Raw genomic sequence first — 14,900 nt, forward strand, 5'->3', positions numbered from 1 at the left:
TGAATGTCCGCTTGTGGCCAATAGCTGAAGGTCACGATTGACCCCTTTTAGCCGAAAGCTGCTCAAGGACCGCAGTCAATGCAACCAACGCGCAGTGCTTGGTTTAATTTGATTCACGTGAACGTAACGGTGTAAGAACGACAGGGCTGCGGAAATGGTCGAAAAGATGCGGAAATGACACACAGTGAGAGGAGCCAATTCCTAAACGCCAGAAACGACAAAGCCCTGAATAATCAGGGCTTTGTCGGTACAAAATATGGCGGAGGCGATGGGATTCGAACTCATGGACCTGTTACAGTCGACGGTTTTCAAGACCGTTGCCTTAAACCACTCGGCCACACCTCCGTTGCGTTGCGGGCGCCATAATACCTGAATGAAACACACTGTCAAACTCTCTGCATGGCTTGTTACAGAGCGTCTGTTATGATCTTTGCGACTGAACGTTTCAAACCAACAGGAGTGTCGCCATGCGCGAACAGGATTACGCAGTTAATAACAGCGTGCAGGCTGAGCAGCTAGAGGTTAGCCGCGTCCTGCGCAACACTTACGGCCTACTGGCTCTGACCCTCGCATTCAGCGGCGTGATGGCTTTCGTGGCTCAGCAGATGCGCGTCGGCTATCCGAACATTTTCGTCGTGCTGATCGGCTTCTACGGGCTGTTCTTCCTCACCAACAAACTCCGTGATTCCGCGTGGGGCCTGGTGTCCGCGTTCGCGCTGACCGGTTTCATGGGTTTCCTGCTCGGCCCGATCCTCAACCGTTACCTGGGCATGCAGGGCGGCGCTGAAGTCGTCAGTTCGGCATTCGCCATGACCGCGCTGGTGTTCGGTGGTCTGTCGGCTTACGTGCTGATTACCCGCAAGGACATGAGCTTCCTCGGTGGTTTCATCACCGCCGGTTTCTTCGTCCTGCTGGGTGCAACGCTGGCGAGCTTCTTCTTCCAGATCAGCGGCCTGCAACTGGCGATCAGCGCAGGTTTCGTGCTGTTCTCGTCGGTGTGCATCCTGTTCCAGACCAGCGCCATCATCCACGGTGGCGAGCGTAACTACATCATGGCGACCATCAGCCTGTATGTATCGATCTACAACCTGTTCATCAGCTTGTTGCAGATCTTCGGCATCATGAGCCGCGACGACTGATAGTCCCGCGTTTCAACAAAAAACCCGCTACGGCGGGTTTTTTGTTGTCTGGCGAAAAGCGTAGTGGCCTTTTACCGACAAAATGATCTGAAAATAGTGGCGTCTTTGTGGAATTCACCTACACCTAATCATCAAGGAAGAGCAGTAGCCTGATCGACAGGAGTCGGTAAGCAGTACCTCTCGTGCAATCCCTCGTCCCTCGCATTCACTTCCCTTGCTCTAGATCGCCTGACCCTTAGGTCGGGGGCGACCGCATCCGTTCGTCCAGTGAAAACCAGGAGGTGATCCACGTCAAACCCATGCAACCGTGAGCATATCCCGGCGAACGACCGGGACTCTGATACCAGAAAAATAATGGAGGTCCTGCATCAGCAGGCGTTGTCCCAATCAAGGAGATCATCGATGAACCAGCCCCAAGGAAAACTGGCTGTACTGGCCGTCACCACTGCGCTGTTCAGCGCGTCGACCCTCGCCGGCGTCTATCCGGACTTCGGCTATCAACCGCCTTCCAGTCAATACTCCGGCCCACTGTTTCAGTTGAGCCAGGATTACCCGGTCAAAGCGCCGCAAGTACCGCTACCGGCGTTTTTCAAGAAACTGCCAACCAAGCCGAGCAACGACTTTGAAACCTGGCGCGCATACATGGAGGAGGTCAAGACCTATTGCCTTGAGGGCAACGTCGAGGTCGATTGGAATGTGCAGAAGAACAAGCTGCGGCAGTGGTATCACATGCCGTGGCAGCATTACGGCCCGCTGGGACGTGAAGGGATTCACGGCTTGACCAAAGAGGCGCAGATCCAGGTCAAGCAACTGGCCGCCACGCAGACCGCCACCGGCCAGACCTACGCCGTGGGCATCTATAACGACATCGGTGCCTTCACCATCGGAGAGGTCTGGAAAGACCCGAACAACCCCGATCCTCAATTCACCTCGGCACCCAACAGCTTCCCCGACGGCACGGTGGTCTGCAAAGCACTGTTCGCCGATATCGATCGCAGCACCGTGCCGTTTCTGGTTAACCCGGTGTTGTGGAAGGGCTACATCACCGAAACCTTCACGTCGGCCAATCGCAAGGTCAAGGACGTCGCTTTGATCCAGATGGACATCGCTGTGCGCGATAAGCGCATGAGCGACACTGGCTGGATCTTCGGCACCTTTCAGTACAACGGCGCGAAAACCGGCAAGCCTGGCTGGGACAATCTCGTCCCGGTGGGGATCATGTGGGGCAATGATCCGCAAAACACCGGCAATGACCACACCAATCCGCAGCCGACGGTGACCAAGATCAACACCGGCCTGAACCAAACTGCGATCAACGCCAACACCCAAGAACTGCCGCCTACGCACTTGGGCTGGAACGGTCGCCTCAATGGTCCGGTGGACAACCCCAATAGCTCTTGCCTGAGCTGCCATGCCACCGCCGAGACGCCGCAAGTGGCGATCATGAACCCGACGTTCCAGAAAAACGCCCCGCAGCCGGGTACACCGGAGTGGATGAAGTGGTTCCAGAACATTCCGGCCGGCCATGCCTTTACTCCGGGGGCGCAAAGCACCGACTACAGCCTGCAATTGTCGGGCGGACTGGTGAATTACTTTGACTGGAAGTGCGACATGAGCGGGATCTACGCCGACGGCAAGAATGCCTGCAGCAAAGCGTCGGACATGAAGCTGAAAATGCTCAAGTCCACCAACAACGCCACGCCGCAGCCAATGCAGAAAGTCATGCGTGACCCTAGCCTGCAGCAACTGCTGGAGTAAAAAGCAAAAAGCCTGCGCACGTTTCGGCGTGCGCAGGCTTTTTTCAATTGATCACGATGCTGCCTTCAGTGTGTTGTTTGTAAACGGTGTAGGGCAGCAACAGTGTGTCGAGCGCCCCGGAGACTACGGCGTCGATCAACACCACCGGTATCGCGGCGTTTTTGTAATCGTCGGCATCCACGCCTTTGGCCAGAGGGGCATGCAGACTGCAAAAGTCGTAGGCGAGGCCGCTGTAGATTCTTGGCACCGCCCCGCAGTAACTCTTCTGCTCCTTGAGGCTGTCCACCGCGACCTGATCATTGCGCACCACGGTCTGTACCGTCCCGCAACCGCCGAGCATCAGCGCCGCGAGCACCATTACCTGAATTCTCATTACCGCCAATCCTTCGCCGGAAAAACCTCAATCTACGCCGAACTTGCGAGAAAAGCACTCAGGCCATGGGTGGCAAACGGCGTTTGACCGGGGTCTTCTTGACGATCGCGGTATTGGTCTCCGCCAGGGTGTTGAGGCGGTCGAGCAGGGTGTCCAACTGTTCCATCGAGCGCACATGCAAGCGAGCGATAAAGCAGTCCTCGCCGGTGACCTTGTCGCATTCGGTGAACTCGGGAATCGCCATGATCTGCCGCTCGACTTCCTGCAGTTGCCCCGGCAGCGGGCGAACCCGGACGATGGCCTGCAACTGATAGCCAAAGAACTTCGGATCGATCTCCACCGTGTAACCCTTGAGCACACCGCGTTCCTCCAATCGGCGCAAACGCTCGGCCACACTCGGCGACGACAAGCCGCTGATTTGTGCCAGCGCCTTGAGCGAGCGCCGCGAATCCTCCATCAATGCGCCGATGAGAATCTGGTCAATGTCGTCGGTCATGAGAAATCTCCAGTATTAGGCGATTCATGAAAATCACCCTCGATAAAAAAGGCAGAAGCCGAGTTTAGCCTGCTTTTAGCGCTGGTAGGCCCCTGCGACAGATCGGCATACTTTTGTCACAAAGACAGGAGATCAATGATGGACAAGACACTGCGCCACGGCTCGTTTGAAATGACCGCCGCCATGCTGATATCCGGGACAATCGGCTGGTTTGTGCTGGTCTCCGGGCAACCGGTGCTGGACGTGGTGTTCTGGCGCTGCGTGTTCGGCGCCGGCACCTTATTGCTGATTTGTGCGGCATTCGGATTTCTGCGTCCGGGCATTCTGACCCGCACGACGTTTCTGCTCGCGGTGCTCAGCGGGATGGCGATTGTCGGCAACTGGGTGTTGCTGTTCGCCTCGTATTCGCGGGCGTCGATTGCCATCGGCACCGCGGTGTACAACGTGCAGCCGTTCATGCTGGTGGGATTGGCAGCGTTGTTTCTTGGCGAAAAAATCACTTTGCAGAAACTGTTCTGGCTGGCGATTTCCTTCCTGGGCATGTTGGCCATCGTCAGTGCTCATGGAACGCAGGGTGAGAGCGGCAACGATTATCTGCTGGGCATTGCCCTGGCCTTGGGCGCAGCGTTTCTGTATGCGATCGCGGCGTTGATCATCAAACGCCTGACTAGCACACCGCCGCACCTGATCGCGTTGATTCAGGTGTGCACCGGCATCCTGTTGCTGGCGCCGTTCGCGCACTTCAGTGCATTGCCGCAAACACCAAGTGCCTGGGCCAGCCTGCTCACCCTGGGCATCGTCCACACCGGTTTGATGTACGTGCTGCTGTACGGCGCGATCCAGAAACTGCCGACCGCGTTGACCGGTGCACTGTCGTTCATCTACCCGATTGCAGCGATTTTCGTCGACTGGTTCGCCTTCGGCCATCGTCTGGAAACCCTGCAGTGGGTGGGTGTGGCGGCGATTTTGCTGGCGGCTGCCGGGATGCAACAGGGCTGGGGCTTCAAAGCGCGGCGACTGGCCGCGCAGTGACCTTCAGATATTCCAGCGAGGCGAGGTTTTCGCCAAACGTTGACGCATCTCTGCGATATTCGCTGCCAGTTGTCGAGTCAACAACCGGTAGCCGTCCAGTGCGCTGTATACCGGTGCATCGAGACTGGCGTCCGGTAAATCGAGCGGCCGGTCGAGGCGTTGCACTGCACCGGTTTTCAAGGCGCGGGCCATGCCGATCAACTGCACGCGAATCTGCCGGTGCTCGGCTTTCAGCGCGGATTGCAAATGGGCCATGGCCTCTGGGTCATTGGCATCCGGTCGCGTGTTGCCGAGGATCTCCAGCGTGCTGATGCACATGCGCAAGTTACGCTGGATCGCGTCCAGTTCGGTCATGGAAATCTTCACTTCCTTGGACACCGACGGCATCAGCGAACGCAGTTGCACCATCACCGCGCCGAGGCGGCTCATTAGCTTCAAGTGCTCATCGGCGCTGACAGGCTGACCGCTGATGATCCGTCCGTACACCGTGGCGCAGTCACGCAAGGCGTCGGCGAGGTTGTAGCGCCACGAATAGACCGCATACAGCGGCAAGGCGAAAGAGAAGGCCAAGGCCAGGGCGATGCCGATCAGGATGTCGACGCCGCGCCACAAACCATCGGTGATCGGGTTGTCGCCATGCCCGGCGACGATGAACACGGTGATCGCCGAGAGCAGGGCGGTGTAACCACCCTTGCCGATGGCGTGATAGGAAAAGAATCCGCAGACCACCGCCATCGCAAAGTAAGTCAGCCAGGGCATGCCAAGCCAAGCCTGCTGCGCCACCAACAAAAGCCCGACACCGGCACCGATCAGGGTGCCGGTGGCGCGTTCGGCGGCTTTCTTGCCGATGTTGCCGTGGTGCTGCAAACCGCCAATCACCACCAGCATGGTCACCGATGCCCACTCGCCATGCGGCAGATTGATGCCGGTGGTCAGCAGGATCGTCGCCAGCAATCCGAGCGCCACCCGCACCGCATGGATCAGCCGCGCGTGGCGATAACGTCGATAAGGGTCAAGCAGCGGGCGCAAGACACGGCGCAGCAAGGGCGGAAGTCGATGGGTGCTGTGAGTACTCAGTGCGGGCCTCTCAGGTTCAGATCAATGGAAAGGAAAAATGTAATTCATCCATGCTGCCATACGCAGAAGGATTTTGCGCATCGCGCCGATGTGGTGGAAGTGTTGGCTGTAGAGCGCTGCCTGCCCGTAGGCGCCGCCCGGCATCAGTTTGCCGTACTGAGCAAAATCGGGATCGGTGATTTCAATGATCACTGGCACCCGTCCCGCCGGGGGCGAACCGGTGTAGCCGATCAAGGTGCCGGAAGGCTGCACCTGACCTTCGGCAATCACGCCAATAACGCTCTTCACTCGTCCGGCAAAGACTTTGCCGGGAATACCATCGAAGGCCACTTCCGCCTCATCGCCCACGGTCAGGCGCAACAGGCTGTTCTGGCGCATCCACGCCGCAAAATACTGGCCTTCTTCGGGAATGAACACCATCGACGGACGCAGCGGCAACTTGCTCGCCATCATCCCCGGTCGCAACGACACATGGGTGACAAAGCCTTTGCTCGGTGCGCGTACGGTGGTGTTGTCCAGTTCGAACTGCGCGTTGTCCAGTTGTGCCTGAAGGTCATCGGTGCGGGCAATGGCGGCATCCAGTTCGCGCTGGGTGCCGAAATTGCGCCGGATCAGTTCGGTGATGCGATAGCGATCACCCTTGGCGGCGACCAGTTGTGCCTTGAGGGATTTCATGCGGTTTTCAAACGGCGTGGGATCGATGCGAAACAGCACATCGCCTTTTTCCAGCGGCTCGTTACCGTGTACCGGCACCTCGATCACCTGGCCGCTGACAATCGGTATCACCGGTACAGAAACGAAATAGGAGCGCGCGACTTCGGAATAGGGATGGTTGTAGTTCATGGTGAAAATCAGCGCGCCAATGATCAGCACCCCACCCAGAACGGCTGTGGGCACCGTCCATTTATTCAAAGGAATACGGAAGATTTTGAACAGGGCAACGCAGAACGCGGCATAAGTGAGGATGAGCAGCAGATCCATGCTCAGCGCCCCTGCTTGTCAGGTGCAGATAAAGCCTGCGCTTCCAGTCGCTCGATGCGACCTTGCAGCTCGATGACCTGTTGCTCCAGACGCAATACATGGTTCTGCACAGGTTTGCCGTCACCGAAGCCCCAGCCGCGATCTTCGCGATAAGCCATCGCCCAGATCCACAGAAACGGCCACAGCGCATGCAAGGTGAACAGACTGACCCAGCCAGTGGCATGGATCGCATCCTGATGCGGGTGGTTACGGTGTACGGCAATCTCGTACGGAATGTCATGCAGCACGATGATTCCGTAAAACAGCACAAGCCCCACAAACACCAACAAACCCAACGCGAAGTAATCAAGCATGATCCACCTCCCGGCATCCAGCGCAGCGCTGGGATCAGTGTAGACACTGAATGGCCGGGGGCTTTACGGCTTTAGACTGGAAGCTGATCACCTCTGCTGCGGTTATTTCCAATCCGCTCAGAAGATGTAATCGGTGGTCAGGAAACTCGAATCGCGGCCGCGAATGATCTCGCTGATCAGATCCTTGTTGCTGTCCTGGAACTTGGTCGCTACCAGCGTACGGATCGAGAACACGCGCAATGCATCGTGCACCGACAAGGTGCCCTCGGCGGAGTTTTTGCGCCCGTTGAACGGGTAGGTGTCCGGGCCGCGCTGGCATTGGGCGTTGAGGTTGATGCGTCCGACCTGGTTGGCAAAGGTATCGACCAGACGCCCGACCGCCACCGGGTTGGTGCCGAAGATGCTTAGTTGCTGGCCGAAATCCGACTCCAGTACGTAATCGATCACCGTATCGAGATGACGGTAGGGCACGATCGGCACCACCGGGCCGAACTGTTCTTCCTGATACACGCGCATCTGCGGATTCACCGGGTACAGCACTGCCGGGTAGAAGAACGACTCGCGGGATTCGCCACCGTTCGGATTGACCACTTCGGCGCCTTTGCTGCGCGCATCCGCGACCAGTCCGTGCAGATAATCGACCTTGCCTGATTCCGGCAGCGGCGTCAGCGACACACCGCTGTCCCACGGCATGCCCGGTTTCAGCGTGGCCAGTTTGGCGTTGAATTTCTCGATGAAGCTGTCGACGACATCTTCATGGACGAAGAGGATTTTCAGCGCGGTGCAGCGCTGGCCGTTGAACGACAGCGAACCGGTCACGGCCTCGCTGACGGCATTGTCCAGATCGACTTCCGGCAAGACGATGCCCGGGTTTTTTGCGTCCAGACCCAACGCGGCGCGCAAACGGTGCGGTTTCGGGTGGAGCTTCTTCAGGTCGCTGGCGGCCTTGTTGGTGCCGATAAAGGCGAAGATGTCGATCTTGCCGCTGGCCATCAGCGCGCTGACGGTTTCGCGGCCGCTGCCGTAAATCACGTTGATCACGCCGGTCGGGAAGCTGTCGCGGAACGCTTCCAGTAGCGGACGGATCAGCAGCACGCCAAGTTTGGCCGGTTTGAACACCACGGTGTTGCCCATGATCAGCGCCGGAATCAGCGTGGTGAAGGTTTCATTCAGCGGATAGTTATAGGGGCCCATGCACAAAGCGACGCCGAGCGGCACGCGGCGGATCTGGCCGAGGGTGTCTTGTTCCAGCTCGAAACGGCTGGAACGGCGGTCGAGTTCCTTGAGCGCATTGATGGTGTCGACGATGTAATCGCAGGTGCGGTCGAATTCTTTTTCCGAGTCCTTGAGGTTCTTGCCGATTTCCCACATCAGCAGCTTCACCACGGCATCGCGCTGTTGGCGCATGCGCCCGAGGAAGGCTTCGACGTGTTGAATGCGTTCGGCTACGCGCATGGTCGGCCACAGGCCCTGGCCACGGTCGTAGGCGCGCACGGCGGCGTCGAGGGCGGTGAGGGCGGTGTCGGCATCGAGCAGCGGCGTGCTGCCGAGAATCACTTGTTCGTCACCGTTTTCCCCCTGCAGATAAACCGGGCTGCGCACGGTGGCGAGCGGGCCGTCCCAGCGCCGCAACTGGCCGTCGACGAGGTATTCGCGTTGCTCGACTTGACCGTCGAGGCGGTATTTTTCCGGGATGTCGCTGACAGAAGGGAACAGGTTGCCAAGGATGTTTGCTGTGGTCATGTCGCTACCCCGTGTTGATGTCCGCATGCAGATCAAAAAGTCTGTACAGGTTATACGCCTGAATGCGCCGCAATTTAAACCCGCAAATGTCACCCGAATGTCACGCGAAACCGCACAGCAGAGCGGGCACCCACGCATGATCGTTCCCACGCTCTGCGTGGGAATGCCTCAAGGGACGCTCCGCGTTCCAAGCGGACGCAGAGCGTCCAGGGCTGCATTCCCACGCGGAGCGTGGGAACGATCAAGGTAAATCCTGCCTGGCCCCGTTTGCCCCCCTCACTGTCCCGCAATGCCCTCAACCCGCTGACCCGCCTGCCTTAAGGTGTGCTGACAACAATAAGCGAGGCCGTTATGCGGGCAATTCGACTCACATTATTACTGGCGTTATCGCTGACGCTGTTCGGCTGCGGCGAAGACCCCAAACCCCCGGCCACCACCGATCACCACGCCATGCCCAAAGACCCGGCACTGGCGCAGATCTACGCCAACAGCTGCCAACTCTGCCACGCCAACCCCGCCGCGAACGCACCGCTGACCGGCGACCGCAAGGCCTGGGAACCGCGCATCCAGCAGGGCACCGACACGCTGCTCGACCACGCCATCAATGGTTACAACGGCATGCCGCCGATGGGCCAGTGCGTCGAGTGCTCGGAAGAACAGTTCCTGCAATTGATCGGCTTCATGGCCGACAAGCCCCTCCCACAATAAGGTGCCCGGCATGACCATGGATCTGACACGGCGTCAGTTGTTGCAGCGGGCGAGCATCGTCGGCGCGTTCAGTGCGCTGGCGAGCCATCCGGCATTGGGCCAATTGATGCGCGCACCAAGGCTGATTCCGTGGCGCAACTGGTCGGGCGCGCAGAGCTGCCTGCCAGCTGCGCGGCTGGCACCGAAAAATCTCGATGAACTGGTCAGCGCCATCCAGCAGGCCCAAGGCAAGATCCGCCCGGTCGGCTCGGCGCATTCCTTCAGCGCGTTGGTGCCCACCGATGGCACGCTGTTGTCGCTGAGCTATTTCAACGGTTTGCTCGATCACGACGCGAAAACTCTGCAAGCCGAATTCGCTGCCGGCACACCGATGTCACGCATGGGCATGCCACTGAAAGACATCGGTCAGGCCCTGCAAAACATGGCCGATATCGATTACCAAACCCTGGCCGGCGCGATCTCGACCTCGACCCACGGCACCGGGAAAAACTTCCAGTCCTACTCGGCCCACGTCTGCGGCCTGCAACTGGTGACGGCCAGCGGTGAAGTGCTCGATTGCGATGCTCAGCGCCATCCAGAAGTATTCAACGCCGCACGAGTTTCCCTCGGCGCCCTCGGTGTGGCGACAAAAATCCGCCTGCAAAACCGCCCGGCCTATCGCCTGCGCGAACGCCAGTGGATCGCCAAGACCGAAGAACTGCTCGAAGACCTCGACAAGAACACCAGGGAAAACCAGCACTGGGAAATGCTCGTCGTCACCCATTCCGACTACGCCTTGTCCATTGCCCTCAACGAAACCGACGACCCGGCCACGCCGCCGATCCCGCCGGAAGAAGAGGGCGGCAACGAGTTCGTCACCCTGATCGAGAAAATCGACAAATACGGCAGCGACTTCCCCGACCTGCGCCGCACCATGCTCAACAGCCTGCGCCATCTGGCCAGTTTCGATGATCGCGTCGGTGACTCGTTCGACATCTACGCCAATGTGCGCACAGTACGTTTCAACGAGATGGAATATTCGGTGCCGGCCGAGCACGGCCCGGCCTGCCTGCGCGAGATTCTCAAGCTGATTCAGGACAAGGATCTGCGCACCTGGTTTCCCATCGAGTATCGCTATGTCAAGGCTGACGACATTCCGCTGAGCATGTTCGAGGGCCGTGACAGCTGTTCGATCTCGGTGCACCAGCATTACCAGATGGATCATCACAATTTCTTCGCGGCGGTCGAGCCGATTTTCTGGAAGTACAACGGCCGCCCGCACTGGGGCAAGTTGCACACGCTCAACGCGAAAAACCTGCAACCGCTGTACCCGCGCTGGCGCGAATTTGTCGACGTGCGCCAGGCGCTGGATCCGAGCGGGCGGTTTCTCAATGCGCATTTGTCATCGATTCTGAGGGTGAACTGATGGCGGTCAATCGACGCAATTTTCTGCTCGGCACGTTGGGTGTTGGCGCTTTGCTGGTGGGCGTCGGCGCATGGTTGCGGCCAGGCGATCGCGGTGGGCCGTACAGCGAATACTTCCGTGCACTGAACAAAGAATTGAAGGACAAAGGCCCGATGCGCCCGGTGTTGCTGATCGATCTGGATCGCCTCGATCACAACATCGATGTCGTCATGCATTCAGTGCAACGCGGCGGCAAGCAGTTGCGGCTGGTGGAGAAGTCGCTGCCATCGCCGGGGTTGCTCAGTTACATCGCCCCGCGCGCCGGGACGAAAAGGCTGATGTCGTTTCACCAACCGTTTCTCAATCACGATGCGCAGGTGTTCCCGCAGTCGGATATTTTGCTTGGCAAGCCGTTACCGGTGCGTTCGGCAGCGCTGTTTTATCAAAGCCACACAGGGCCATTTGAGCCGTCGAAGCAGTTGCAATGGTTGCTCGACGGCCCGGAGCGTTTGCAGCAATACCTTGCGCTCGCTCAAGGGCTGGGCACGCGGATGCGCATCAACATCGAACTGGATGTGGGCCTGCATCGGGGGGGGGTCAGCGATCTGGCGATGCTGGGGCAAATGCTCACGTTGATCGGTGCCAACCCGCAGCATCTGGAATTTGCCGGATTCATGGGTTACGACCCGTTCGTGGGCATGGGCGTGCCGGGGATTCTTGGTTCGTCTGAGGAGCTGTTTGCCAAGGTCATGGTGATCTATCAGCGCTGCGTGGATTTTGCCCGACAGCAGTTTCCGACGTTGTGGCACGACGGCTTGTGCCTGAACACCGCTGGCAGCCCGAGTTATCGCCTGCATGAAAACGAGAAGCTCAGCACTGAGGTTTCGGTGGGCACGGCGATGCTCAAACCGACGCACTATGATTTGCCGTCGCTGGTGGAGCACGAGCCGGCGGTTTACATCGCTACGCCAGTGTTGAAAAGCACCGGCGCGGTGAACATCCCGGCGCTGGATGACAAGTCGAAGCTGTTCTCCTGGTGGGACGCCAATCAGCGCCAGACCTTCTTCATCTATGGCGGCAACTGGATGGCGGAATTCGAATCGCCGTCCGGTTTGCAGAGCAATAGCGTGTATGGCCGCAGCTCCAATCAGGAGATGGTCAACGGCTCGAATGCCGTTGGCCTGACCGTTGAGGATCAAGTGTTCCTGCGCCCTACCCAGACCGAAGCCGTGCTCCTTCAATTCGGCGATCTACTGGCCGTGCGCGGCGGCAAGATCGTCGACACCTGGCCCGTTTACGCCTAATCCAAAATCCCCCAAACACCGCAAAAACCTGTGGGAGCTGGCTTGCCAGCGATAGCGGTCTGTCAGCGAAGTAAAGGGTTGCTGACATGACGCCATCGCTGGCGAGCCAGCTCCCACAGGGTTATCGGTGTCTGTCCCACCTCATTGCCAAATTCGGTAATGAAGCTTTTATGACAAAAGTTCGGTAGCACATCGCCAGTCCGGTCATGCCTATGTAACGCGCTTGAGGGGCCCAACGGGGCGCTTTTCACAAGCCGAGGCGGGACGCCGGGAGTGAGGCAGTGGGGACTATGGAACGCTACTCGAAAGTGGGCATGCAGGAACTCGATCAACGCCTGTCGAAGATCGTCGAAGCCGCGCGCAAGAAGCCGGTTTCGGTGTATCGCTACGGCGCGCCGTGGGTCTGGATCGTCTCGCAGGATGATTGGCAGGGCGCCTTGAAAGAGGTGTCGAGCTACATTCCGCCGGGGCATTCGCTGGTTCTGCTGCGCCCGCAGATCGACGATCTGCTCGACGCCCATCGTGATCTCATGCACGACCTCAATGCCCAGCCCGGCATGCTGATTCCTGCGCAAACGGTCATGCATATTTTGCTCCTGCAACTGCTGTATTCGGTGCCCAGCGAGCAGCAACTGTATGAACAGCTCAATTACAACCTGTTGTTCCGCTGGTTCGCAGGTCTTGGCCTGAATCAGAAAGTCTGGAGCTTCAACGCCCTCAGTCGCGACATCACCACGTTGCTCAACGAGCCACGGGCGGTGCTGCTCATTCAAAAAATCATCGGCGAAGTGTTCTGCGGTGCCTTGCTGCAAATGCCCGAGTTCTCGCTGAACTTTGCGCTTTTGCACACGTGGCTGGGCAAACACGCCTGCGCCTCGACAGCCAGCAATTGACGCCATACACGCGGCGTTCGAAACGCCAACAGGTCATCGCGAATTCAGGGGGTAGTGTGGAACCGATTTTCAAGTCACGGCTGGCGCTGTGGGGCTGGCTGATGGTGACGGCGGGCGCGCAGCCGGCATTGGCCGAGGAGGCTGCCGACAACGCAGCGGCGCAGCGTCTGGTCGACGTCAACGAATACTTCGTGCGCGGCAACACCGTGCTCGATGCGCGGGCGATTGAAGAAGCGGTGTATCCGTTTCTCGGCCCGCAAAAAGCCCTCAGCGATATCGAAGGTGCGCGGGACGCGTTGCAGAAGGTTTATCAGGCGCGCGGCTATCAATCGGTGTTCGTTGAACTGCCCGAGCAAGCTGTCGCCGACGGTATCGTTTATCTGCAAGTCAGCGAAACCAAGGTCGGTCGAGTCCGCGTGGTCGGCGCCAAACACTATTCGCCGCTGGACATCCGCGACAACGTCCCGGCGCTGAAAGAAGGCGAGGTGCCGGACTTCGCCAAGGTCCAGGGCGAACTGGCGCAACTGAACAAAACCCCGGGCCGGCAAGTCATGCCGCTGGTGCGCGAAGGTCAGCGCCCCGGCACCATGGACGTCGATTTGCAAGTCGAAGACCAGAACCCGTGGACCGCCAGCGTCGGCCTCAACAACGACTACAGCGCCGACACGGAAAAGCTGCGCACCGTCACCAGTCTTGGCTACAACAACCTCTGGCAGCTCGGCCACAGCGTCAACCTGACGTTCTTCACCGCACCGCAGGAAACCGACAACGCCAAGGTCTGGTCGGGTTCCTACACCGCGCCGCTGAGCGAGCGCTGGAGCGTGCAGTTCTCCGGTTACCAGTCCGACAGCAACGTCGCCACGATTGGCGGCAGCAATGTGCTCGGCAAGGGCCATTCCTACGGCGTCTCGGCGATTTACACGCTGCCCTCCAGCGGCAACTGGTCGAACTCGCTGTCGGCCGGCATCGACTTCAAGGACTTCGACGAACGCCTGACCCTGTCTGGCGAGAGCGACAAGGTCCCGCTGCAATACGCGCCGTTCACCTTCGCCTACAACGGTTATCGCTACAGCGAAAAGAGTCAGCTCGGCCTCGGCCTGAGCCTGGTCGCCGCCACCCGCAGCATCTTCGGTTACGGCAGCTCCGACGAAGATTTCGACTACAAACGCTACCGCGCCAAACCGAGTTTCGCCGTGGTCAAGGGCGATACGAATTACACCTGGACCTTCGACAGCGACTGGCAGAGCGCAAGCAAAGCCGCGTTCCAACTGGCGTCGGGGCCATTGGTTTCCAACGAACAATTTTCCGCCGGTGGCGCCACCTCCATACGCGGCTATCTGGCCGCCGAACGCACCGGCGATGACGGCGTGCTGCTCAGCCAGGAAGTGCGCACGCCGTCGCTGGCCAAGTACGCCGGCACATGGATGCAGGACTGGCGTTTCTACGCCTTCGCCGAAGGCGCGCAACTGTACCTGCGCGACGAACTGCCAGATCAGGACGCCAGTTACGCCTTGGCCAGCGTCGGCCTCGGCACCCGCGCCAGCCTGAGCAAATGGCTGTCCGGCAGCCTCGACTGGGGCTACCCGCTACTCGAAGGGCCGAACACCTCGAAACAGGAATCGCGCCTGCACTTCAACCTTCAAGCCACTTTCTGACAAG

The 14,900-nt window shown here is 59.1% G+C and carries 14 protein-coding genes and 1 tRNA gene; 8 read left to right on the plus strand and 7 right to left on the minus strand.

Going from position 1 to position 14,900, the window contains the following annotated elements; genetic code table 11:
* Window positions 1–257: 257 nt before the first annotated feature.
* Window positions 258–345 (minus strand) — tRNA-Ser (locus EJA71_RS13010).
* A gap of 122 nt (window positions 346–467) precedes the next feature.
* On the opposite strand from EJA71_RS13010, the gene EJA71_RS13015 reads away from it, so the two are divergent.
* Together EJA71_RS13015 and EJA71_RS13020 are read left to right on the plus strand one after the other, a co-directional pair.
* On the plus strand, window positions 468–1,139 hold the full coding sequence (locus EJA71_RS13015) for a Bax inhibitor-1/YccA family protein (RefSeq protein ID WP_008081508.1): 672 nt from the start codon (window positions 468–470) through the stop codon (window positions 1,137–1,139).
* Window positions 1,140–1,541: 402 nt separating this feature from the next.
* A complete protein-coding gene (locus EJA71_RS13020) occupies window positions 1,542–2,897 on the plus strand; it encodes a hypothetical protein (protein WP_158957415.1) in 1,356 nt (451 codons plus the stop codon).
* Between the two features lie 43 nt (window positions 2,898–2,940).
* On the opposite strand, the gene EJA71_RS13025 is transcribed toward EJA71_RS13020, so the two are convergent.
* Window positions 2,941–3,270 carry a YceK/YidQ family lipoprotein gene (locus EJA71_RS13025; protein WP_158957418.1) on the minus strand — a complete coding sequence of 110 codons (330 nt, stop codon included), beginning with the start codon at window positions 3,268–3,270 and terminating at the stop codon, window positions 2,941–2,943.
* Window positions 3,271–3,328: 58 nt separating this feature from the next.
* Complete coding sequence (locus EJA71_RS13030; RefSeq protein ID WP_158957420.1) at window positions 3,329–3,766, minus strand: Lrp/AsnC family transcriptional regulator; 438 nt, start codon at window positions 3,764–3,766, stop codon at window positions 3,329–3,331.
* Window positions 3,767–3,904: 138 nt separating this feature from the next.
* On the opposite strand from EJA71_RS13030, the gene EJA71_RS13035 reads away from it, so the two are divergent.
* Window positions 3,905–4,798 carry a DMT family transporter gene (locus tag EJA71_RS13035; protein ID WP_158957422.1) on the plus strand — a complete coding sequence of 298 codons (894 nt, stop codon included), beginning with the start codon at window positions 3,905–3,907 and terminating at the stop codon, window positions 4,796–4,798.
* 3 nt (window positions 4,799–4,801) lie between these two features.
* On the opposite strand, the gene EJA71_RS13040 is transcribed toward EJA71_RS13035, so the two are convergent.
* From EJA71_RS13040 to EJA71_RS13055, 4 genes are all read right to left on the minus strand, one after another.
* Window positions 4,802–5,842 (minus strand): FUSC family protein, encoded by a 1,041-nt coding sequence (locus EJA71_RS13040; RefSeq protein ID WP_178113689.1) that lies wholly within the window; start codon window positions 5,840–5,842, stop codon window positions 4,802–4,804.
* Window positions 5,843–5,896: 54 nt separating this feature from the next.
* Window positions 5,897–6,856 (minus strand): HlyD family secretion protein, encoded by a 960-nt coding sequence (locus EJA71_RS13045; RefSeq protein WP_158957424.1) that lies wholly within the window; start codon window positions 6,854–6,856, stop codon window positions 5,897–5,899.
* A gap of 2 nt (window positions 6,857–6,858) precedes the next feature.
* Window positions 6,859–7,209 (minus strand): DUF3302 domain-containing protein, encoded by a 351-nt coding sequence (locus tag EJA71_RS13050; RefSeq protein WP_158957426.1) that lies wholly within the window; start codon window positions 7,207–7,209, stop codon window positions 6,859–6,861.
* 117 nt (window positions 7,210–7,326) lie between these two features.
* A complete protein-coding gene (locus tag EJA71_RS13055; protein ID WP_158957428.1) occupies window positions 7,327–8,952 on the minus strand; it encodes an NADP-dependent glyceraldehyde-3-phosphate dehydrogenase in 1,626 nt (541 codons plus the stop codon).
* 351 nt (window positions 8,953–9,303) lie between these two features.
* On the opposite strand from EJA71_RS13055, the gene EJA71_RS13060 reads away from it, so the two are divergent.
* The 5 genes from EJA71_RS13060 to EJA71_RS13080 all read left to right on the plus strand — a co-directional run bounded on the left by EJA71_RS13060 (window position 9,304) and on the right by EJA71_RS13080 (window position 14,896).
* Window positions 9,304–9,660, plus strand: coding sequence for a cytochrome c5 family protein (locus tag EJA71_RS13060; protein ID WP_158957430.1), 357 nt, complete (start codon window positions 9,304–9,306; stop codon window positions 9,658–9,660).
* A 76-nt stretch (window positions 9,661–9,736) separates the two neighbouring features.
* Entirely contained in the window at window positions 9,737–11,065 is a 1,329-nt protein-coding gene (locus EJA71_RS13065) for a D-arabinono-1,4-lactone oxidase (protein ID WP_178113692.1), read from the plus strand.
* A 74-nt stretch (window positions 11,066–11,139) separates the two neighbouring features.
* Window positions 11,140–12,348 (plus strand): DSD1 family PLP-dependent enzyme, encoded by a 1,209-nt coding sequence (locus EJA71_RS13070; protein ID WP_178113693.1) that lies wholly within the window; start codon window positions 11,140–11,142, stop codon window positions 12,346–12,348.
* A 290-nt stretch (window positions 12,349–12,638) separates the two neighbouring features.
* Window positions 12,639–13,241, plus strand: a complete 603-nt coding sequence (locus EJA71_RS27810) for a transposase (RefSeq protein WP_158957436.1) — start codon at window positions 12,639–12,641, stop codon at window positions 13,239–13,241.
* Window positions 13,242–13,297: 56 nt separating this feature from the next.
* Window positions 13,298–14,896 (plus strand): ShlB/FhaC/HecB family hemolysin secretion/activation protein, encoded by a 1,599-nt coding sequence (locus tag EJA71_RS13080; RefSeq protein ID WP_158957438.1) that lies wholly within the window; start codon window positions 13,298–13,300, stop codon window positions 14,894–14,896.
* The last annotated feature ends 4 nt before the right edge of the window (window positions 14,897–14,900 follow it).

The organism is Pseudomonas sp. PB106, from assembly GCF_009764645.1.
Taxonomy (GTDB): Bacteria; Pseudomonadota; Gammaproteobacteria; order Pseudomonadales; family Pseudomonadaceae; genus Aquipseudomonas.

Excerpts from the sequence above, each read along its gene's own strand:
- EJA71_RS13045 (WP_158957424.1), bottom strand. The coding sequence starts at position 6,856 with ATGGATCTGCTGCTCATCCTCACTTATGCCGCGTTCTGCGTTGCCCTG.
- EJA71_RS13015 (WP_008081508.1), top strand. The coding sequence starts at position 468 with ATGCGCGAACAGGATTACGCAGTTAATAACAGCGTGCAGGCTGAGCAG.
- EJA71_RS13050 (WP_158957426.1), bottom strand. The coding sequence starts at position 7,209 with ATGCTTGATTACTTCGCGTTGGGTTTGTTGGTGTTTGTGGGGCTTGTG.
- EJA71_RS13025 (WP_158957418.1), bottom strand. The coding sequence starts at position 3,270 with ATGAGAATTCAGGTAATGGTGCTCGCGGCGCTGATGCTCGGCGGTTGC.
- EJA71_RS13055 (WP_158957428.1), bottom strand. The coding sequence starts at position 8,952 with ATGACCACAGCAAACATCCTTGGCAACCTGTTCCCTTCTGTCAGCGAC.
- EJA71_RS13060 (WP_158957430.1), top strand. The coding sequence starts at position 9,304 with ATGCGGGCAATTCGACTCACATTATTACTGGCGTTATCGCTGACGCTG.
- EJA71_RS13030 (WP_158957420.1), bottom strand. The coding sequence starts at position 3,766 with ATGACCGACGACATTGACCAGATTCTCATCGGCGCATTGATGGAGGAT.
- EJA71_RS27810 (WP_158957436.1), top strand. The coding sequence starts at position 12,639 with ATGGAACGCTACTCGAAAGTGGGCATGCAGGAACTCGATCAACGCCTG.
- EJA71_RS13035 (WP_158957422.1), top strand. The coding sequence starts at position 3,905 with ATGGACAAGACACTGCGCCACGGCTCGTTTGAAATGACCGCCGCCATG.
- EJA71_RS13020 (WP_158957415.1), top strand. The coding sequence starts at position 1,542 with ATGAACCAGCCCCAAGGAAAACTGGCTGTACTGGCCGTCACCACTGCG.